The organism is Ferrovibrio sp., assembly GCF_041906005.1.
In the GTDB taxonomy this organism is placed as follows: domain Bacteria; phylum Pseudomonadota; class Alphaproteobacteria; order Ferrovibrionales; family Ferrovibrionaceae; genus Ferrovibrio.
In genome coordinates, this window is the sequence record NZ_JAYRJY010000001.1 from 2287332 (window position 1) to 2306906 (window position 19575).

Consider the following 19575-nt stretch of genomic DNA (forward strand, 5'->3'; position numbering starts at 1 on the left):
CCCATGGACAATCTGGATATCCTGCTTCCCCTGTTCAGCATCACCGTTGCCATTGCCTTGGGTGCGGCCAGCCCCGGTCCCAGTTTCGTGCTGGTGGCGCGCACGGCGATTGCCGCCGGCCGTCCGGCTGGTCTGGCCGCCGCCTTCGGCATGGGCATCGGCGGCGCGGTGTTCGCGGGCTTCGCCCTGCTCGGTTTGATCACCCTGCTGGCGCAGGTGGGCTGGCTCTATCTGGGACTCAAGCTCGCCGGCGGGCTGTATCTGTGCTGGCTGGCCTTCCGGCTGTGGCGCGGCGCGAAACAGCCACTGACGGTCTCAGGCGATGGCGACGCCACCAATGGCTCGGCGGAGCGCGGCCCGCTGCGCGCCTTTTCTGTTGGCCTGCTCACCCAGTTGTCCAATCCGAAGACCGCCGTGGTCTATGCCGGCATCTTCGCGGCCCTGATGCCGGCGCAGCCATCCGTCTGGCTCGCCGCCTTGCTGGTGCCGGCGGTGTTCGTGGTGGAATGCGGCTGGTATGCGCTGGTGGCGGTGGCATTTTCCGCCGGCCGGCCGCGCGCCCTGTACCTGAACGCCAAGCACTGGATTGATCGCGCCGCCGGCGGCGTGATGGCGCTGCTGGGAATCCGCCTGATCGTCGAGAGCGTGCGCGGCTAGCCCATAAGGCGATAACGCCCGGCGACGCGGAAGGGCGCGGTGCTGTCCATCTGCACGAACAGGCAGATTTCATTCACCGTGAAATCCCGGCGCAGCAGCGGCGCCGTCTGCGTCGTCAGATATGCCTGCACGGCGTCGCGTTCGGCCGCGTCGTGGATGCGACCGGTCAGCGTGAAATGCAGGCGAAAGTCCTCGAACACATAGGGATAGCCCCATTGCGCCAGATTGGCGTCCTGGCGCGGCGTCAGGCCTGCCTGGCGGCGGCGGACCAGTTCGGCCTCTGACGGCGGCGCGCGGAAAGCATCGAAGGCTTTCACGCAGGCACCTGCCAGCGCGTCGATCTCCGGGCAGGGTGTCGATGGCCGCAGAGCGATGAAACTGCCCAAAGCCGCCGCCTGCAAGGTGGGCAGACGCACGGGGGCATGGGCGGCGGCGAATGTTTCCAGCGCCATGATCAGCATCGCCTCGTCGTTGCCGTCCTTCAGGCGGAATGGCGGTTTCAGCGTGCCGTGGAAACCGTAGCGGCGCGGTTCGGCGGTGATCTCGGCGATGCGTGCCGCGCTCAAACCGGCGGCCGGCTGTGCGGCCGGCGATTCGCCGCTTTCGGGATCCCAGCCGAGCCAGCGCGCGGCGAAATCATGCAGCGGATGATCGGCCGGCGGAGCGGCATACAGAGCGAAACGGGGCGCCATGCGGAGTTAAATCCCTAGACAAATCAGCGAAGGGTCTTGTGGGTAAGTTAACGGCCCGTCAAACAGCCGGCGATTTCACCCCGCCGTCGCCGAACCGCAATCGAACTGTCATATGGCATTGCTATAGCGCCCCTTGATCGCGACGACACCGACCGCAAAGAGGGGAAGCGCATGCGCGCCGCCATCGAGATTGCCCATCTATCGAAAACCTTCCGGACCGGCAAGCGGGCACTCGACAATATTACCCTCACCATCCAGCCCGGCGAAATGGTGGCGCTGATCGGCGCCTCGGGTTCGGGCAAATCCACCCTGCTGCGCCATGTCGCCGGCCTGACCGTGGGCGACCGCGACCCGCATGCCCAGGTGGTGGTGGATGGGCGCATGGTGCAGGCGCAGGGGCGGCTTGGCCGGGGCATCAGCGAAACCCGCGCCGGCATCGGTTTCGTGTTCCAGCAGTTCAATCTGGTCGGCCGCCTGCAGGTGATCACCAACGTACTGGCCGGCAACCTGGGCCGCATGCCGCTGTGGCGCAGCCTGTTGCGCCGTTTCACCGACGATCAGCGCCGCGTCGCCGTAACCGCATTGGAGCGCGTCGGTATTGCGCAGTGCTCATTCCAGCGTGCCTCCACGCTGTCGGGCGGCCAGCAGCAGCGCGCCGCCATCGCCCGCGCCCTGGTGCAGCAGGCGAAAATCATCCTGGCCGACGAACCGATCGCCTCGCTGGACCCCGAATCCTCGCGCAAGGTGATGGAGGCGCTGGCCGGCATTAACGAAGCCGATGGCGTCACCGTCGTGGTCTCGCTGCATCAGGTGGATTTCGCATTGAAATACTGCCGCCGCGTGATCGCGCTGCGCGACGGCAAGGTGATGTTCGATGGCGAGGCTTCCGCCGTCACCACCGCGTTGCTGCGTGGCATCTACGGCAACAATACCGATCTCGATTTCGGCAGCCTGGAAGCCGATGCCCGGCCGGAAGCGGCCGACAACAACGTGGCACCGGAAGGCACGTCGGCTGCCGCCTCGCGCGCCGTGCCGCGCATGCTGCCGGCCCTGGCCTGACTTTTCATCGTTCCGCAGTTCCAACCAACCGGGAGATTTACCATGCTGCGCCGTACCATGCTGAAAGCCGCCGTCGCGGCCGTTGCGCTTGCCGCTGCCGGCGGCGCCCAGGCCGCCGACCTCAAGGAGCTGAATTTCGGTATCATCTCGACCGAGTCGAGCTCGAACCTGAAGACCATCTGGCAGCCCTTCCTGGCCGACATGGAAAAGCAGATCGGCATGAAGGTGAATGCCTTCTTCGCGCCTGATTACGCCGGCATCATCGAGGGCATGCGCTTCAACAAGGTGCAGATCGCCTGGTACGGCAATGCCTCGGCCATCCAGGCCGTCGACCGCGCCGATGGCGAGGTCTTCGTGCAGTCGGTTTCGGCCGATGGCTCGCCGGGCTACTGGTCGCTGCTGCTAGTGCACAAGGACAGCCCGCTGAACTCGATCCAGGACCTGGTCAAGGCGCCGGGCAAGTATTCCTTCGGCAACGGCGATCCGAACTCGACCTCGGGCTTCCTGGTGCCGAGCTATTACGCCTGGGCGCAGAACAATATCGACATCCGCAAGCATTTCACCCGCGTGGTGACGGCCAACCACGAGACCAACGCGCTGGCCGTGGCCAACAAGCAGGTGGATGTCGCCACCAACAACACCGAGAACATGGATCGCCTGCAGAAGACCCAGCCGGCCAAGGCCGCCGAGGTGAAGGCGATCTGGAAGTCGCCGCTGATCCCGTCGGATCCGATCGTGTGGCGCAAGGACCTGTCGGACGCCGACAAGAAGAAGATCAAGTCCTTCTTCCTCGGCTACGGCACCAAGAGCGAAGACGAAAAGAAGGTGCTCGCCGCCCTGCAATGGGCACCGTTCAGGGAATCGTCGAACAAGCAGCTGCTGCCGATCCGTCAGCTTGGCCTGTTCCGCGACAAGCTGAAACTGGAAGCCGATACCAACATGGCCGCTGACGAGAAGGCCAAGAAGATCGCCGAGATCGAGGCCAAGCTGGCCGATCTCACCAAGCAGATGGGTTCGTAACCATTGCTGCAAGCGGGGCGACCGACCGGCCGCCCCGCCCATCTTTGCCAAGGGGCCGGCCATGTCGAACGCTGCCATCATCCGCGAACTCCCGATCCATCCGCCGAAGCCGGGCATGAAAGCCTCGCTCGGCCGCATGCTGGTCTATGGCCTGATCGCGGCGATGGTGATCTGGTCATACCGGGGAGCGGAAATCGCCCCCCAGAAGCTGTTCAGCGATGCCGGCAACATGGTCACCTTCATCGGTGATTTCTTTCCGCCCGATTTCACCGAGTGGCGGTATTACCTCGACGAACTGATCGTCACGCTCCACATCGCCATCTGGGGCACGCTGCTGGCTGTGGTGTTTGCGGTGCCGTTCGGCCTGCTGGCCTCGGCCAATATCACGCCGCCCTGGATTCACCAGCCGGTGCGTCGCCTTATGGATGCCTGCCGCGCCATCAACGAGATGGTTTTCGCCATGCTGTTCGTGGTGGCGGTGGGGCTGGGGCCGTTTGCCGGCGCACTGGCGTTGTTCGTGCATACCACCGGCATCCTGGCCAAGCTGTTTTCCGAAGCCGTTGAGGCCATCGACCCGCAGCCGGTGGAAGGCATCCGCGCCACCGGCGCCAATGCGCTGGAGGAGATCGTCTACGGCGTGATCCCGCAGGTGATGCCGCTTTGGGTCTCGTATTCGCTATACCGTTTCGAGTCGAACCTGCGCTCGGCTTCGGTGGTCGGCATGGTGGGGGCCGGCGGCATCGGCGTGGTGCTGTGGGAAGTGATCCGCGGCTTCCAGTTCGCCCAGACCTGCGCGGTGATGCTCATGATCATCCTGCTGGTCAGCGCGGTCGACCTGATCTCGGCGCGGATCCGCAAGCTGCTGATCTGAATCTTCAGTTGCGCAGATCAGTTGCGCAGGGCCGCCTGCCGGTGCTGCTCGATCTTGTCGGCGCGCCAGTAGGTGGCGCGGCGGCGGCTGAACTGCACCGGCACGACATTGTCTGGGATGGCGTCCTCATCCCGGCTGGCGGTGCCGAAGTGGTCACGCGCCTTGGCGCGCACCTTGGTCAGGGCTTCCTGGGTCATGTAGAGCAGCAATGTGTTGGTCAGCATGGATCCCTCCATTGCGATGAGTCTGAATACGCTTCGCGCGGCATAATCCTGCGGCGGTTTTTATTCGCTGGCCTGCCACAGGCCATCGGCCCGGCGGCAGGCGGTTCCATAGCTCTGCTGGTCCTTGCCGTCGCGGCTGGCGATGGCGCGGTAGTCGCGGCAGAACTGCCCGTTGCGTTCGAAGGTGGCCAGCGGCGTGAGCGCATAGGCCGGGCCATCCTGGCCGATACCGTTCCGATCGATGCGGTCGGCGCCATACCAGCGGATGATCTGCCGGTCGGGCGCGTATTCCAGCACGCGGCCGACGCAACCCAGATCGATGGGATCCATGTCGCGGGTCAGCGCACCGCCTTTCATCGGTGCGGATAACGTGTCCGCCGTTGCCATTGCCACGAGATCCGTGATCTGGCGCTTTGCCATGTCGCGGGCGATCAGATGGCGGTCGCAGGTGCCGCGATCGATGCCGTAGCCGGCAGCATAGACGGCATAGGGAGCCGCGCTGGGGGCCCGCAACATGCCGCTTGGCTTGGTTTGTCCCGGCATGGCAGGGCCGGTCATCGAGGAATTGTGAATTAGCGGATCGGCCATCGCCGCCCCGGATAACACCGAGGCGACGATGGCAGCGGCCAGGCCGAGGGTGGGTCGACGACTTGGCCACGGCGCGACGATGGAGGGGGTGCTCCATCGCGGGGTTGAGGCAGGCATGACGCGCCGCTCCGCTAAACCGTGAAAACGCTACTTCTTCTTGTTCTTTTCCGACTCGTGATAGAGCAGGCCGCCGGCCGTGCCGGCCGCCGCGCCGATCAGCGCGCCGGTCACCGTACTGCCGGTTACGGCGCCGATCACGGCGCCACCTGCCGCGCCCAGGGCGCCGCCGGAAAGAGCCCGCTGCTGCTGGTCGTTCATGCCATTGCAGCCGGCGGCGACCAGGCCAACCAGGGCGAGGGCCGAAAGCCGGGTCGCGATCCGTGGGGCGGTCGAATGATTGATCATGGATACCTCCTTCGTTGCGAGAACGGTCCCGGCGGACGATGCGGCTGAGACGAAGCCGGCAGGGAAGTCTGGGAAGGCCGGGAGGGCCGTGCTCGAGACGGAGGATTGGCAATTCCGAAGTAATCAGCAATGAATATTTGAGGCAAACCCGAGTTTGTTCTGCCAGTCACAAGTATATCCCGGTTATGTCACAGGTTTATCTCAGGAATTACTATTGTGTTTACATCGGCTATGCTTGTAGTTGTTTGAGAGAATTCCCAAATCACGATCTTTGATGGCTTCCCCCCTTCCTTCGGCTTGCGTATCGTCGCGCCTATGTCGATTCGCACCCGTCCGATTTTTGCTGTGGTTCCGCTCATGACGCTGTCGCTCATGCTGGCGGGCTGCGACACCTTCCTGACCCGGCCGCAACCGGCCGCGCCGCCGCCGGTGCCGCCGGTGAGCGAACCGCAGCCAGATCCCGATGCGGGGCGTCCGACACGCCCACCACCACGGCCGACGCGCAAGCCGTCTGCCGTTGCGCAGCCGGCCCCGCAGTCCGAACCACCGCGACTGCCCAATGTCATCGGCCTCAACCGCGAAGGATTGCAGCATCATTTCGGCGGCCCGGTGCAGGAGCGCGAGGCGCCGCCGGCGCGGGTGCTGGAATTTGGCGGTGGCGATTGCCGGCTGGTGGTCTATCTGTATTTCGACACGGCGCGGAACGATTTCTACGCTTTGCAATACGAGGTGAACGGCGCCGTTCCCAATGGGGCCGCCCCCAACGGCGGCGCTGCCGACCAATGCCTGGCAAGGATCGCTCGCGATGCCGAACGGCGCTGAGACATTGCTGGTCGCGGTCGTCGACGACGACACGCTGTTCCGCGATACCGTATCGGCCAATTTAAGCGAGGCCGGTTATCGCGTCGTTGCCTTCGACGGCGGTGCCGCTGCGCTGGACTGGTTCGCGCAGGGCAACCGTGCCGCCGCCATGCTGCTGGACTGGCAGATGCCCGAACTCGACGGTCCGGCCACGCTGGAACAGTTGCGTGCCGCCGGCCATGCCATCCCGGTGATTTTCCTCACCGGCCTGAACCAGCCGATCTTCGAGGAAAAGGGCCTCAAGCTCGGTGCCGTCGATTTCGTCGACAAGGCAAAAAGTTTTGCCATCATCCTGCAGCGCCTGCGCATCGCGCTCAGCGCCAAGACGCCGTCGGCCGGCGATGCCGCGATGCCGGTGGGCAGCGGCGGCCTGCTGCTGGATGTGGCCAGCGCCCGCGTGACCTGGAACGGCGTGCAGGTCGATCTGACCCACGGTGAATTCAAGGTGGTGCAACTGCTGGCGCAGCGGATCGGTCGCGATGTCGGCTATCGCGAGATTTACGATGTGGTGCGCGGCGTCGGCTTCGAGGCCGGGCAGGGGCCGGATGGTTATCGTGCCAATGTGCGCGCCATGGTGAAGCGCATCCGGCAGAAATTCCGCGACATCGACGCGGAGTTCGACGCCATCGAAACTTATCCCGGCTTTGGGTATCGCTGGCGCCATGCCTGATACGGGACGCAAGCCACTTCGCATCTGGCGCTCGCTGACCTTCCGCGGCCTCATCGTTCTTGTACTTTTCATCGCCTTGCCGGCCATTCTTTACGTCACCTTCCGGCAGGCGGATCTGGATCGCCAGCGGCTGTTGCTGGAAAGCATCCGCGTGAAGGGCCTCACGGTCGGCCGCGTGCTGGAAGAACGCCTGCAGCGCGCCGACCAGATTCCGCTGTTCCGCCTGGGCGAGGAACTGGCCCGGTTCCAGACCGAAGGCGTCAGCCTGCGCCTGCTGTTCCGGCCGCATGACGGACCGGCGGATGCGGGCTTCCTGTATGTGGCCTCGGCGCCGGCCGTGATGCCGGCCGATCTGGACTACGAACGCCGCCATCTGGACGAAGCCGGCGTGCTGGCGCAACTGGAGGCGACCTGCAGCGGCGACCTGCCGCTGGCCCTGCGGGTGGATCGTGCCGACGGCCAGGCCGAGCTGATCACCTCGATCACGCCGGTGCGCACGGCGCGCGGCTGCTGGGCGCTGGTGATCTCCAGCGATCTGGCGGCGCCGGCGGAGCAGCGCCTGGGCAAGCCCTATTGGCAGGCGCCGGAGGTGCAGGTCGCGGCGGCGATCTATCTGATCTTCGCCGTCATCGTGCTGCTGATCGCCTTCGACTTGGCTCGCGGCCTGCGGCGTTTCGCCGCCACGGCGCGTGCGGTGGCCGAACGCCGCATCGAAGGCCGTTTCGTTCAGCGCAACCGCATTCCGGAACTGGAAGGCGTGGCGCGCGCTTTCGACCGCATGGAAGACGGCCTGCGCGCCACGGCCAGCGAATTGCGCCTGGCGGCGGAGGAAAGCGCGCATGCCTTCAAGACGCCGCTGGGCACGATCCGCCAGGCCTTGGTGCCGCTGCGTGGTCGCGTGGCGCCGGAAGATCAGCGCAGCCAGCAGGCATTGCAGGCGATCGACGGCGCCTTGGAGAGGCTGGATGGCCTGGTGCGGGCGGCGCGCAATCTGGACGATGCCGTGGCCGACCGGCTCGATCCGCCGCGCGAGCATGTCGAGCTGAACGCCCTGATCGAGGATGTGGTGGATGCCCATGCCGGCGATGCCGCTGCGCGGAACGTCACGCTGCGCGTGGCGGCCGGCAGCGAGGCTTCGGCGCCCATGGGTGGGCGCCTGATCGCCGCCGCGCTGGATCAGGTGATCGAGAATGCGCTCAGCTATGCGCCCGCGGGCAGTGTGGTGACGGTGACGCTGCATCGCGGCACGCGGCGCGTGCTGATCGTGGTGGCCGATACCGGGCCGGGCGTGGAACCGGCCCTGCTGCCACATATCTTCCAGCGCCATGCCTCGTTCCGCGACGATGGCCGGCACGATGACAGGCTACCCAATTTCGGCCTCGGCCTCTGGGTCGCCAAGCGCAACATGGAAGCGGTCGGCGGCGCCATCGAGGCGGCGAACCGCCCCGGCGGCGGCTTCATCGTCACGCTCAGCCTGCCGCTCGACTAGAGTGGCGCTTGGTTAGAGTGTCAGATTGTCCTGCTGCTGGCGGCGCCAGGCAAAGACCAGCAATCCCCCACCCAGCAGCAACGCAGCGATGCCGATCACCCAGGTTGCGGCCAGCGCAACGGCGCTGGGGAAGAACAGCAGCAGCAGACCGATGATGATCAGCAGGATGCCGCCTTTGCTGATCGGCCAGTCGGGACCGACCTGGCGGCGCATGCGCAGGCTGCCGGCGAGAGCCATGATGCCGAACAGGATGATCCAGGCCGCAACCAGATAGATCAGCAGCGTGACGGCCGCTTCCGGCCATAGCACGCAGAGCAGGCCGAGCAGCAGGCTGCTGATGCCGGTGAGGAGCTGGAAGCCACGCGCCGGATCGGCGCTGTCGCGGCGCAGGGCCAGCATCAGGGTGATGGTGCCGTCCACCAGGGCATAGGCGCCGAAGATGATTACCAGCACGGTCAGGCTGATGCCGGGCCAGAAGATCGCGATCAGGCCGAACAGCAGGGCGGCGATGCCGCGCAGCACGATCAGCCACCACAGGCGGCGTGGCATCGGGGCGAAACTGCCCGGCGGCATGCGTTCAACCATCGCAATCCTCGTCTGTCGATCCGGCAATACTATAACGCCTGCATACTATAATGGCCGCCGCCGCGATTGTCGCCTGCGGCGCGGCGCGCTAGGTTCAGACCATGACCGATCTGTTCGCCTTCATCAGCGGCCTGCCCAAGGCCGAACTGCATATCCATATCGAGGGCAGTTTCGAGCCCGAACTGATGTATGCGCTGGCCCAGCGCAACAGCCTGCCTTTCCGCTATGCCACGGTGGACGAGCTGCGCGCCGCCTATCGCTTCGGCAGCCTGCAGGATTTCCTCGACCTGTATTACCAGGGCATGGGCGTGCTGCAGACCGAGCAGGATTTCTACGACCTCGCCATGGCGTATCTGCGCCGGGCAGCGAAGCAGAATGTGCGGCATGCGGAAATCTTTTTCGATCCGCAGGGCCATACCGACCGGGGCGTGGCGTTCAAAACGGTGATCGATGGCCTGACGCGCGCCCTGAATGACGCACGGCGCGAACTGGGCCTGAGCGCCAGCCTGATCCTGTGTTTCCTGCGCCACCTCGACGAGGAGAGCGCCCTGAAAACACTGGAAGAGGCGCTGCCGTGGCGCGACCGCTTCATCGGCGTCGGCCTCGATTCATCGGAGAAGGGCCATCCGCCGGCGAAGTTCCAGCGCGTTTTTGCCAGGGCACGGGCGCTCGGCTTGCATGCCGTGGCCCATGCCGGCGAGGAAGGCCCGCCGGACTATGTGTGGGAAGCGCTCGATCTGCTGAAGGTCGAGCGGATCGATCATGGCAACCGCGCGCTTGAGGATGAAAGACTCACCGCGCGGCTGGCGGTCGAGAAGATGCCGCTTACCGTCTGTCCGCTGTCCAACCTCAAGCTCTGCGTCGTGCGCGACATGAAGCAGCATCCGCTGCGCCGCATGCTGCAGGCCGGCCTGGTGGCGACGCTGAATTCCGACGATCCGGCCTATTTCGGCGGCTATGTGACCGAGAATTATCTCGCCGTGCAGCAGGCGCTGGATCTAAGCCGTGACGAGATCGTCACGCTGGCCGGCAACGGCTTCCGCGCCGCCTTCCTGGACGATGCGACGAAGCAGCGCCATCTCGCCGCCCTGCAGGCCTATTGCGCTAGCTGACTTTCGCCTTCACCGCGCCGACCAGCCAGTCGCGGAAAGCGCGCAATGCCGGATCGTTGCGGCGGGCTTCTGGATAAAACAGGCAATAGGCCTGTTTGCTGTGCAGCAGTTCCGGAAATGGCGCCACCAAGCTGCCATCGGCCAGTTCGGGCTCGACCAGGAAACGCGGCACGATGGCCGCACCCAGGCCCACCACGGCCGCCTGCACCACCATGGCGAACTGGCCGTAACGCGGCCCCAGTGGCACCGGCGGGCAGGCCACGCCCACCAGCGCGAACCAGTCGGCCCAGGCCGAAGGGCGGGTCGATTGCTGGATCAGCGGAATCTTGAACAGGTCTTCCGGCTTTTTGATGCGCTGGCCCGCCAGCAGCTTTTTCGACAGCACCGGGATCAGGTCTTCCTCGATCAGCTTGTCGACCACGGCGCCGGGCCAGACCGGATCGCCGAACGAGATCGCGGCATCCAGCGGCTCGGCGGCGAAGTCGAAGCTTTCGATGCGGGTCGGCAGGTTGATGGTGATCTGCGGATGCTTGGCGGCGAAATCGGGCAGGCGCGGGATCAGCCAGCGTGTGCCGAAGGTGGGCAGGGTGGCAATGTTCAGCGTGGCATTGCCGCCGCGCGCGGCCATGGTGTTCACCGTGGCGGTGCCGATGCGGCCCAGAGCTTCCTGCAGTTCGCGGGCATAGGCGGCCCCGGCCGGGGTCAGCACCACGCGCTGGCGGATGCGTTCGAACAGCGTGAGGCCGAGAATGTCTTCCAAAAGCTGCACACGGCGGCTGATCGCCGCCTGGCTGACATTCAGTTCCTTGGCGGCGGCCGTGAAGCTTTCATGCCGGGCTGCGGCCTCGAAAGCCATCAGGGCGGACAGCGGGGGCAGGAAACGACGCGACAGGGCCAAGATAATAACCTCCGATCATCAAGTAATAGCGAGAATTCGTTTGCCTGCCAATCGCCGGTCTGACAGCTTGCCGGGCCAGACCAAGGGGCTATCTCCCCCTTCAACAGAACCAAAACCATCCGTCCGAGGATATCGCCATGAACGCGCAAGCCCCCGCCGCCAAGCCCGTTTTCAAGTGGGAAGACCCCTTCAACCTGGAAGCCGAGCTGACCGAGGACGAGCGCCTGATCCGCGATACCGCCCGCGAATACTGCCAGAACAAGCTGTTGCCGCGCGTGAAGGAAGCCTTCCGCGAGGAAAAGACCGATCCGGCGATCTTCCGCGAGATGGGCGAACTGGGCCTGCTGGGTTCGATGATCGAGGGTTATGGCTGCGCTGGCGCTTCCTATGTCGCCTATGGCCTGGTGGCCCGCGAGGTCGAGGCGGTCGATTCCGGCTACCGCTCGATGATGAGCGTGCAGTCCAGCCTGGTGATGTATCCGATCTATGCCTATGGCAACGAAGCCCAGCGCGAGAAGTATCTGCCCAAGCTGGCCTCGGGCGAATGGATCGGCTGCTTCGGCCTGACCGAACCCGACCACGGCTCCGATCCGGGCAGCATGAAGACCCGCGCCAAGAAGGTGGCCGGCGGTTATGAGCTGACCGGCGCCAAGATGTGGATTTCCAACTCGCCGATCGCCGACGTGTTCGTGGTCTGGGCCAAGACCGAGGACGGCGTGATCCGCGGCTTCGTGCTGGAAAAGGGCATGAAGGGCCTCTCGGCGCCCAAGATCCACGGCAAGCTCAGCCTGCGCGCTTCGATCACCGGCGAAATCGTCATGGACAGCGTGTTCGTGCCCGATGAAAACCTGCTGCCGAACGTGCAGGGCCTGAAGGGCCCGTTCGGCTGCCTGAACAGCGCGCGCTATGGCATCGCCTGGGGCGCCATGGGTGCGGCCGAAGCCTGCTGGCACCAGGCGCGCCAGTATGTGCTGGACCGCAAACAGTTCAACCGCCCGCTGGCGGCCAACCAGATCATCCAGCTCAAGCTGGCCAACATGCAGACCGAGATCGCACTGGGCCTGAATGCCGCCCTGCGCGTCGGCCGCCTGCGCGACCAGGGCCAGGCGGCGCCGGAGATGATCTCGCTGATCAAGCGCAATAACTGCGGCAAGGCACTGGAAATCGCCCGCATGGCGCGCGACATGCATGGCGGCAACGGCATCCATGAGGATTATCATGTGATGCGCCACCTGGTGAATCTGGAGACGGTGAACACCTACGAGGGCACGCATGACGTTCATGCGCTGATCCTCGGCCGGGCCCAGACCGGCATCCAGGCCTTCTACTGAGCCTGATCTCAGCCCGTTGAACGGAGGCGCCGGGATGCGCGCGCTGGACGATATCGTTGTGCTCGATCTCAGCCGTGTGCTGGCCGGGCCGTGGTGTACCCAGAACCTGGCCGATCTCGGCGCCACCGTGATCAAGGTCGAGAAACCCGGTGCGGGTGACGATACCCGTACCTGGGGTCCGATCTTCCTGAAAGACCCGAAAACCGGCGCGCGGGCCGATGCGGCCTATTACCTGGCGGCCAATCGCGGCAAGCGCTCCATCACCGTCGACATGGCCACCAAGGAAGGTCAGCAGATCCTGCGCGACCTCGCGGCCAAGGCGGATGTTGTGGTGGAGAATTACAAGCTGGGCGGGTTGAAGAAATACGGCCTGGATTACGACAGCCTGTCGAAGATCAATCCCCGCCTGGTCTACTGCTCGATCACCGGTTTCGGCCAGACCGGGCCCTATGCGCCACGCGCGGGCTACGATTTCCTGATCCAGGGCATGGGCGGGCTGATGAGCGTGACCGGCGAGAAGGACGACCTGCCCGGCGGCGGCCCGCAGAAGGCCGGCGTGGCGCTGGTCGACGTGATGACCGGCCTGTATGCCACCATCGCCATCCTCGGCGCGCTGAACCAGCGCCACCGCTCCGGCCGGGGGCAGTATATCGACATGGCCCTGCTGGATGTGTCGGTCGCCACGCTGGCGAACCAGGCGCTGTATTACCTCGTTTCCGGCCAGGCGCCGGTGCGCATGGGCAACGGCCATGCCGCCATCGTGCCCTATCAGAGTTTCCCGACGTCTGACGGCCACGTCATCATCGCGGTCGGCAATGACGGCCAGTTCGCCAAACTGGCCGAGGAGCTGGGCCATCCCGAATGGATGCAGGATCCGCGCTTCGCCAGCAATATCGAGCGTCTGAACAACCGCGCCTTGGTGGTGGCTGCCATCGAGGCGGAAACCAGCAAGCGCAGCATGGCCGACCTGATCGCCGCGCTGGAAAAACGCGCCGTGCCCTGCGGTCCGATCAATACCGTGGACAAGGTGTTCGCCGATCCCCATGTGCAGGCGCGCGGCCTGCAGAAGACCGTTCCGCATAGCCAGCAGGGTGAAGTGCCCAGTGTGGCCAGCCCGCTGCGCCTGTCGGACTCGCCGGTGGCTTACGACCGCGGCCCGCCTTTGCTGGGCGAGCATACCGACGCTGTGCTGAAGGATATGCTCGGCTTCGACGAGGCGAAGCTCGAGAGCCTGCGTAAGGCCAAGGCGATCTGACCTAAAGCTTCAGGCGGTAGCCGAGATTTTCCTCGGTCACCAGGCGTTTGGGCTGGTCGGGATTGTCTTCCAGCTTCTGGCGCAGGCGCCAGATCAGCACGCGCAAAGTGGCGCGCGACTGTTCATCATCGCGCTGCCATAGTTCGCGCGTGATGTCGTTGAACAACACGATCTGCCCCGCATAGTCGAACAGCAGGCCGACCAGACGGTTTTCCATCGCGGTCAGGCGGATGGCGTTGCCCTTGTGCCAGATCTGGGCGCGGCTGCGGTCGATGCGGAAATCGCCCAGTTCGTCGCGATTGTTGGCCGGGTTGGCGCGGCGCAGTACGGCGCGCACCCGGGCAAGCAGTTCAGCCACGTCAAACGGTTTGGTGATGTAGTCGTCGGCGCCGTTGGACAAGGCCTCGACCTTGGCATTGCGGTCTTCCTCGCCCGAGACGACGATGATCGGCACGCGCGAACGCTTGCGCACGGCGGCCAGCACATCCTCGCCACGCATTTTCGGCATGCTGAGGTCAAGCAGCATCAGTTGCGCCGCTTGGCTTTCCAGCGCGGCCAGCGCCGCGTCGCCATCGGCGGCCTCGCCGACACGGTGGCCCGCGGCTTCCAGTATGCCGCGCATGGTCTGCCGCATAGAGGCTGAGTCTTCGACAATCAGGATGTATTCGCCGGTCGGCATAACGTCGCGTCCCCGTTTTTCCTGACGGGGTCTTACGCCAGGTCGCGGCGGAAGTAATGTAGACGTACTGCTACGTTACCGGATTTTTATCTGTTTGCGGCCGGATTCCTGGGAATTACAGGTTTGTAATCCATTTGCCGGTTTGCCGGTTGTGGATCGGTGGGAACATCTGTCGCTACGGGATGTTTGGCATGTATCGCTGTTCCGGTCGCCACTCCGGCAGGCCGGGCGGCGACCAGCGACCAGCCAGGAAAGGAAACCCCATGCCAGAGATTACCGATCTGCTGCGCCAGGAACACGACGAAGCCCTTACCCTAGCCGACCGGCTTTGCCGGGAGGAGGAAGACGCCAAGGCGCGGCGTGAGATTTTCCATCAGCTCAAGGACGCGCTGACGCTGCATTCCCGCGCGGAGGAGGCTGCCGTCTACGAGGCTCTGAAAGGCTGCAAGGATGACGACGAGGCCGTGAAGATGGGCCATGAAGGCTATGTCGAGCACAGCCTGGTGGACTACCTGTTCGAAAAGCTGACGCGTTCCAGTGCCACCACAAGCCCGTCCTGGGGCGCCCATGCCATGGTGCTGAAGGAATTGCTGGAGCACCATGTGGAGGAAGAGCAGGGTGAGGCCTTCGATCTGCTGGAAAAACATTTCGACGCGGCAGCGCGGGAAAAGATGGCGCAAGCCTTCCTGGCGGCCAAGGACAGCGCGGCGTCATCCGCCAAATCGTCGCGCAGTGCAGCCTAGAACGGGTACCGGAGATGCGGTCCTGGCGTGCCGGCGCCGCCGTCAGGACCGCGCCCGCGGGGCATTCACCAGCCAGATGCCGAAGGCCACCAGGGCCAAGGCGCCCAGCAGCGCCGGCGACAGCGGTTCACCCAGATAGAGGGCGCCGCCGGCCACGCCGAAAACCGGCGTGAGGAATGAAAAGGCCGACAGCCGCGAGACAGGATAACGGGTCATCATCCAGAACCAGGCGAGATAGCTCACCGCGGCCACCGCCACGGTCTGGAAGGCCAGCGAGCCAATCACGAAGCCCGTGGCCGGGATGGCGAGGCTTTCGCCGCTCCCCACGGCGGCCAGCAGCAGCATCGGCCCGGAAACGGCAAGTTGGTACAGCAGTGTCTTGTACGGGCTGACCATGCGCAGTTTCGATGCCTTGATCAGCAACGTGGTGGCCGCCCACAGGATGGCGGCCGTTACCATCAGGCCATCACCCAGCATTTCAGAAGGTTGTGGTGTGCTCAGTCGGCCGGCGAAGGTCAGTACCACGCCCAGGAAAGCCAGTGCCAGGCCGAGCCATTGCAGCCGGCCGATGCGTTCGCCGGGGATCAGCAGATGCGAACCCAGAGCCACCCAGAATGGCGCGGTGTAGAGCAGGATGGCGGCACGCGAGGCCGTGGTGAGCGTGAGACCGTAAAACAGCAGGCCGAATTCGGTGCCGAACAAAAGCCCGGCGCCCAGGCCCGGCCACAGGCTGCCGTCGCGCTGCCAGAGCGGGATGCGGCGCCAGACCATCCACAGCCAGACCAGCAGGGCCGCGCCGGTCGAGCGCAGGCCGGCCTGCAGCAGAGGCGAGACGACATCGGCGGTCATCTTGATCACCACCTGCTGGACGCCCCAGCTCAGGCACAGGATGGTCATGAGGCCGATGGCAAGGCCATCGAGGCGGGAATGCTGCATGCTTGGTCTATGGCGCTGCGGGAGACGGATCGGATCGACTATAGCAAAGGCGGATGCCGCGCCTAGAGCGTGAGTTTGAGCTGCTGGGTATCGTCGCCGCCATCCTCGCGGGCCGGTTCCTCCAGCGACGAGAGGGTGACGCCCAGCAGGCGGATGCCTTTTGGCGTGGGAAACACGCCAGCCAGCAGGTCGTTGGCGATGCCCAGCAGGTCGGCCGCGCCGGTGACTGGAACATGCTGCGTGCGGCTGCGCGTGATCTGCTGGAAATCGGCGTATTTCACCTTCAGTGTCACGGTGCGGCCGCGGATGCTGTGCTTTTCGCAATAGCGCCAGACCTTCTCGCCCACTTTTGCCACTTCCGCCTGCGCGTCTTCCAGGGTGAAGAGGTCGGCCGCGAAGGTGTCTTCCGCGCCCACGGATTTGCGGATGCGGTCGGGGCGCACCGGGCGTTCGTCCACGCCGCGTGAAATCCAGTAATAGAAATGCCCCGCCTTGCCGAAATGCTGCTGCAGGAACGGCAGCGAGCGTTCGCGCAGATCGGCGCCGGTCTCGATGCCAAGGCGGTTCATCTTCGCCGCCGTGGCCGGGCCGATGCCGTGGAACCGGCCCACCGGCAGGCTTTCCACGAAACCGGGCCCCATGCGGGGGGTGATCACGAACAGGCCATCGGGCTTGTTGTGGTCGGAGGCCAGCTTGGCCAGGAACTTGTTATACGACACGCCGGCCGAGGCTGTGAGCTGCGTCTCGGCGCGGATGCGGGCGCGGATGTCCTCGGCGATCTGAGTCGCCGATGCGATGCCCTTCAGGTTCTGTGTCACGTCAAGATAGGCCTCGTCGAGCGACAGCGGCTCGATCAACGGTGTGTAATCGGCAAAGATGTCGCGAATCTGCGCCGAGACGGCACGATAGGCATCGAAGCGCGGCTTCACGAAGATCAGTTCGGGGCATTTGCGCTTGGCGGTCACTGACGGCATGGCCGAGCGCACGCCGAACTTGCGCGCCTCGTAGCTCGCGGCCGCCACCACGCCACGCTCGCGCGAACCGCCGACGGCGACGGGTTTGCCGCGCAGCTCCGGATTGTCGCGCTGCTCCACGGACGCATAGAAGGCATCCATGTCGATATGGATGACCTTGCGGACGGGAGTGGCGGGCGAATCGGTCATGCTGGACAATTCGCGGCGGCGCGGTGTTCAGTCAGTTGCCCTGGCGGCGAATGCGCGCCCGGAACTCGGTCGGGTTTTCACCGGTCAGGCCGGCGAAAAAGCGGCTGAAATAGGATGGCGATGAAAAATTGAGGCGATAGGCAATCTCGGCAATCGGCTGGTCGGTGAACGCGATCTGGCGGCGGGACTCCAGAATCAATCGGTCGTGCACGATGTCGCCGGGCGAACGCCCTGTCACCGCCTTGACTGTGCGGGCCAGATGGGTGGGCGTCACGTTCAATTCTGCCGCATAATCGTTGACGGGGCGATTGGTGGCGTGGTCGCGGTCTACCAGGGCCTCGAAGCGGCGGACCAGGTCGCGGCGGCGATCCGGCGCGGCATTGGATGTCGCAGCCATGTGGGCGAAGCCGCGATGCATCTTCACCATGATAAGGCTGAACAGGGCTTCGACGGCTATGTCGCGCGCATCGGCGCTGCCGCGGCTTTCGGCTTCCAGTTCCTCGAAGATTCGGCGCAGGCTGGAGGTGTGTGGTGCAAGATCGTTACCTGTCAGCATGGCGGTCCGCTCCAGCCAAGGTTCGGCCTGCGGCAGTTTCCGCGCCAGCCGGACTACATCGGTCGTAGGCAGGGTGATGACCCAGCCCACCATGTCTTTGGGATAGTCGAATCCATGCCCCACCAGGGCCGGCATCCAGATCAGCGCGGGCGACGCGATGCGGCGCTTCTCGTAGTCGATCTGGCCTGTCACCTCGCCGGCGGCAAAGAAGAAAAGCTGCGCCAGGCCCTCATGGAAATGGGCATCCACCCGCCAGTCATGGATGTGGCGCCGGTCTGCAATCCGTTCGACATTCAGGAAGCCCACATGCAACGAGGCGTCGCCCGGGACATAGCGGCTGCGATCCAGATAGGGCCGGTGCATGGTGGACCCGTGTTGAGAAAGTGACATCGAATATCGCTCCCGTGTATTGAGAATGGCAAGGCCCATGCTCCATTTTCTGGGCCTGTATCGGAGCTCGCGGCGATATGCGGGGCTGCGGTTGCGTGAGGGAACCGAGAGGCTGCGGTATGAAAATTGTCATTGCGGGCGCCGGAATTGGCGGCCTGACGGCGGCATTGTGCCTCCAGCGCAAAGGCTTTGACGTCCAGATTCTCGAGCAGGTGTGCGAGATCAGGCCACTCGGCGTGGGCATCAATGTCATGCCGCATGCAGCGGGCGTGTTGCACCGGCTGGGACTCGGTCCGGCGCTGGACGATATCGCGATCCGCACGCGGTGCATCGAATACCGCACCCGGTTCGGTCATCTGATCCAGTCCGACCCGCGTTCAGTCGAGTATGGTTTCGAATATCCGCAATACTCCGTCCATCGCGGCGAATTGCAGTTCCTGCTGCTCGATGCCGTGCGGCAGCGGATCGGCGGGGACGCAGTCATCGCGGGCAAGGGTGTCGCGGGGTTCAGACAGCATGCCGGCGGCGTGACCGTGACATGCGATGACGGCACAGCCTGCGATGCCGCGCTTCTGATCGGGGCTGACGGGTTCCATTCCCGGCTGCGCCGGCAATTGCATCCGGATGAAGGTCCGGCGCATTACGAAGGCACCATGATGTGGCGTGGAGCCAATCTGCAGGCACGGCTGGGCGATGGCCGCACCATGTTCATCGCCGGTGACCACGATGTGAAATTCGTGTGTTATCCGATTTCCGGACGCGCCGACCGCGAGGGCAGGTCGCTGGTGAACTGGGTCGCCGAGGTGCGTCGTGACCAGCCGCGCGCCGCCGAAACCGCGGATTGGACGGCCGAGGGCGGACGGGATTTCATCGCCGCGTTTGCCGGTTTCCTGATGCCGGATATCGATGTCATGAAGCTTCTGCGCGAGACTGCGCATATCACCCAGTATCCGATGATTGACCGCGATCCGCTGCCCTTCTGGACCAAGGGCCGCGTCACGTTGCTTGGCGATGCGGCGCATCCGATGTATCCAATCGGTGCGAACGGGGCCTCACAGGCGATCATGGATGCAGAGGCCCTGGCCGACGCGCTTGAACGGCATAGCGCGACAACGGCGGGACTCGCGGCCTATGAGGATGTGCGGCGTCCCGTCACATCGCGGGTCGTCCTCACCAACCGCCAGTCGGGGCCGGAGAAGGTGCTGGATATCGCGGCGGCGCGGGTGAAAGGTCCGCAGGACCGCATCGAGGACCTGATCACGCCGGAAGAACTGGAGGCGGTTGCCGCCGGGTATCGCGATATTGCGGGCTTCCAGCGCAAGACCGACTGAGCGGCGCGACCGGCGGCTTGGGGCCTGCTGCATAGTCTTCTGGCCCCGACCGCGGCGACC

The 19575-nt window shown here is 64.9% G+C and carries 22 protein-coding genes; 12 read left to right on the top strand and 10 right to left on the bottom strand.

Features of this window, described 5'->3' with window-relative positions:
• Positions 1-3 precede the first annotated feature (3 nt).
• On the top strand, positions 4-657 hold the full coding sequence (locus ACE3OO_RS11180; RefSeq protein WP_374302823.1) for a LysE family translocator: 654 nt from the start codon (positions 4-6) through the stop codon (positions 655-657).
• On the opposite strand, the gene ACE3OO_RS11185 is transcribed toward ACE3OO_RS11180, so the two are convergent.
• Entirely contained in the window at positions 654-1349 is a 696-nt protein-coding gene (locus tag ACE3OO_RS11185) for a DUF1045 domain-containing protein (RefSeq protein ID WP_374302825.1), read from the bottom strand. The genes ACE3OO_RS11180 and ACE3OO_RS11185 overlap by 4 nt on opposite strands.
• Before the next feature lie 171 nt (positions 1350-1520).
• Between ACE3OO_RS11185 and phnC the strand changes: the two genes are divergently transcribed.
• From phnC to phnE, 3 genes are all read left to right on the top strand, one after another.
• Entirely contained in the window at positions 1521-2408 is an 888-nt protein-coding gene (gene phnC, locus ACE3OO_RS11190) for a phosphonate ABC transporter ATP-binding protein (protein WP_374302826.1), read from the top strand.
• 42 nt (positions 2409-2450) lie between these two features.
• A complete protein-coding gene (phnD, locus tag ACE3OO_RS11195) occupies positions 2451-3428 on the top strand; it encodes a phosphonate ABC transporter substrate-binding protein (RefSeq protein ID WP_374302828.1) in 978 nt (325 codons plus the stop codon).
• Between the two features lie 61 nt (positions 3429-3489).
• Complete coding sequence (gene phnE / locus ACE3OO_RS11200) at positions 3490-4299, top strand: phosphonate ABC transporter, permease protein PhnE (protein ID WP_374302830.1); 810 nt, start codon at positions 3490-3492, stop codon at positions 4297-4299.
• Positions 4300-4316: 17 nt separating this feature from the next.
• Here the strand turns inward: phnE and ACE3OO_RS11205 are convergent, their stop codons facing one another.
• Genes ACE3OO_RS11205 through ACE3OO_RS11215 form a run of 3 tightly spaced genes read right to left on the bottom strand, consistent with a single transcriptional unit; the run spans position 4317 to position 5516 of the window.
• The gene (locus tag ACE3OO_RS11205) at positions 4317-4523 is read right to left on the bottom strand and encodes a hypothetical protein (RefSeq protein ID WP_374302832.1); all 207 of its coding nucleotides are present in this window, start codon (positions 4521-4523) and stop codon (positions 4317-4319) included.
• Between the two features lie 60 nt (positions 4524-4583).
• Positions 4584-5228 carry a hypothetical protein gene (locus tag ACE3OO_RS11210; protein ID WP_374302834.1) on the bottom strand — a complete coding sequence of 215 codons (645 nt, stop codon included), beginning with the start codon at positions 5226-5228 and terminating at the stop codon, positions 4584-4586.
• A 30-nt stretch (positions 5229-5258) separates the two neighbouring features.
• Complete coding sequence (locus ACE3OO_RS11215) at positions 5259-5516, bottom strand: glycine zipper family protein (RefSeq protein WP_374302836.1); 258 nt, start codon at positions 5514-5516, stop codon at positions 5259-5261.
• Between the two features lie 357 nt (positions 5517-5873).
• Here ACE3OO_RS11215 and ACE3OO_RS11220 point away from each other — a divergent pair, with 357 nt between their 5' ends.
• From ACE3OO_RS11220 to ACE3OO_RS11230, 3 genes are read left to right on the top strand one after another with little or no spacing between them, the layout of a single operon-like run.
• Positions 5874-6338, top strand: coding sequence for a hypothetical protein (locus tag ACE3OO_RS11220; protein WP_374302838.1), 465 nt, complete (start codon positions 5874-5876; stop codon positions 6336-6338).
• The gene (locus ACE3OO_RS11225; RefSeq protein ID WP_374302840.1) at positions 6322-7047 is read left to right on the top strand and encodes a response regulator transcription factor; all 726 of its coding nucleotides are present in this window, start codon (positions 6322-6324) and stop codon (positions 7045-7047) included. The genes ACE3OO_RS11220 and ACE3OO_RS11225 overlap by 17 nt, the downstream gene beginning before the upstream one ends.
• Positions 7040-8536, top strand: coding sequence for an ATP-binding protein (locus tag ACE3OO_RS11230; RefSeq protein ID WP_374302842.1), 1497 nt, complete (start codon positions 7040-7042; stop codon positions 8534-8536). Before ACE3OO_RS11225 ends, ACE3OO_RS11230 begins: the two co-directional genes overlap by 8 nt.
• Positions 8537-8548: 12 nt before the next feature.
• Here ACE3OO_RS11230 and ACE3OO_RS11235 read toward each other — a convergent pair whose 3' ends face one another.
• Complete coding sequence (locus tag ACE3OO_RS11235; protein ID WP_374302844.1) at positions 8549-9121, bottom strand: HdeD family acid-resistance protein; 573 nt, start codon at positions 9119-9121, stop codon at positions 8549-8551.
• A 101-nt stretch (positions 9122-9222) separates the two neighbouring features.
• Here ACE3OO_RS11235 and ACE3OO_RS11240 point away from each other — a divergent pair, with 101 nt between their 5' ends.
• Positions 9223-10233, top strand: coding sequence for an adenosine deaminase (locus ACE3OO_RS11240; RefSeq protein WP_374302846.1), 1011 nt, complete (start codon positions 9223-9225; stop codon positions 10231-10233).
• On the opposite strand, the gene gcvA is transcribed toward ACE3OO_RS11240, so the two are convergent.
• Positions 10226-11131 (bottom strand): transcriptional regulator GcvA, encoded by a 906-nt coding sequence (gcvA, locus tag ACE3OO_RS11245; protein WP_374302848.1) that lies wholly within the window; start codon positions 11129-11131, stop codon positions 10226-10228. The two genes, ACE3OO_RS11240 and gcvA, sit on opposite strands and share 8 nt — an antisense overlap.
• 137 nt (positions 11132-11268) lie before the next feature.
• On the opposite strand from gcvA, the gene ACE3OO_RS11250 reads away from it, so the two are divergent.
• Together ACE3OO_RS11250 and ACE3OO_RS11255 are read left to right on the top strand one after the other, a co-directional pair.
• A complete protein-coding gene (locus ACE3OO_RS11250) occupies positions 11269-12462 on the top strand; it encodes an acyl-CoA dehydrogenase (protein WP_374302850.1) in 1194 nt (397 codons plus the stop codon).
• A gap of 34 nt (positions 12463-12496) precedes the next feature.
• Positions 12497-13717, top strand: a complete 1221-nt coding sequence (locus tag ACE3OO_RS11255; protein WP_374302852.1) for a CaiB/BaiF CoA transferase family protein — start codon at positions 12497-12499, stop codon at positions 13715-13717.
• Between the two features lies 1 nt (position 13718).
• Here the strand turns inward: ACE3OO_RS11255 and ACE3OO_RS11260 are convergent, their stop codons facing one another.
• Positions 13719-14396: a response regulator transcription factor gene (locus ACE3OO_RS11260; RefSeq protein ID WP_374302854.1), complete on the bottom strand. Its 678-nt coding sequence runs from the start codon at positions 14394-14396 to the stop codon at positions 13719-13721.
• A 263-nt stretch (positions 14397-14659) separates the two neighbouring features.
• On the opposite strand from ACE3OO_RS11260, the gene ACE3OO_RS11265 reads away from it, so the two are divergent.
• Positions 14660-15139 (top strand): hemerythrin domain-containing protein, encoded by a 480-nt coding sequence (locus tag ACE3OO_RS11265; protein ID WP_374302856.1) that lies wholly within the window; start codon positions 14660-14662, stop codon positions 15137-15139.
• A 42-nt stretch (positions 15140-15181) separates the two neighbouring features.
• Here ACE3OO_RS11265 and ACE3OO_RS11270 read toward each other — a convergent pair whose 3' ends face one another.
• From ACE3OO_RS11270 to ACE3OO_RS11280, 3 genes are all read right to left on the bottom strand, one after another.
• Positions 15182-16075, bottom strand: a complete 894-nt coding sequence (locus tag ACE3OO_RS11270; protein ID WP_374302858.1) for a DMT family transporter — start codon at positions 16073-16075, stop codon at positions 15182-15184.
• Positions 16076-16137: 62 nt separating this feature from the next.
• On the bottom strand, positions 16138-17238 hold the full coding sequence (gene dinB, locus ACE3OO_RS11275) for a DNA polymerase IV (RefSeq protein WP_374302860.1): 1101 nt from the start codon (positions 17236-17238) through the stop codon (positions 16138-16140).
• A 31-nt stretch (positions 17239-17269) separates the two neighbouring features.
• Positions 17270-18184, bottom strand: coding sequence for a helix-turn-helix domain-containing protein (locus tag ACE3OO_RS11280; protein ID WP_374302862.1), 915 nt, complete (start codon positions 18182-18184; stop codon positions 17270-17272).
• Between the two features lie 119 nt (positions 18185-18303).
• On the opposite strand from ACE3OO_RS11280, the gene ACE3OO_RS11285 reads away from it, so the two are divergent.
• Positions 18304-19515 carry a flavin-dependent oxidoreductase gene (locus tag ACE3OO_RS11285; RefSeq protein WP_374302864.1) on the top strand — a complete coding sequence of 404 codons (1212 nt, stop codon included), beginning with the start codon at positions 18304-18306 and terminating at the stop codon, positions 19513-19515.
• Positions 19516-19575: the final 60 nt, after the last annotated feature.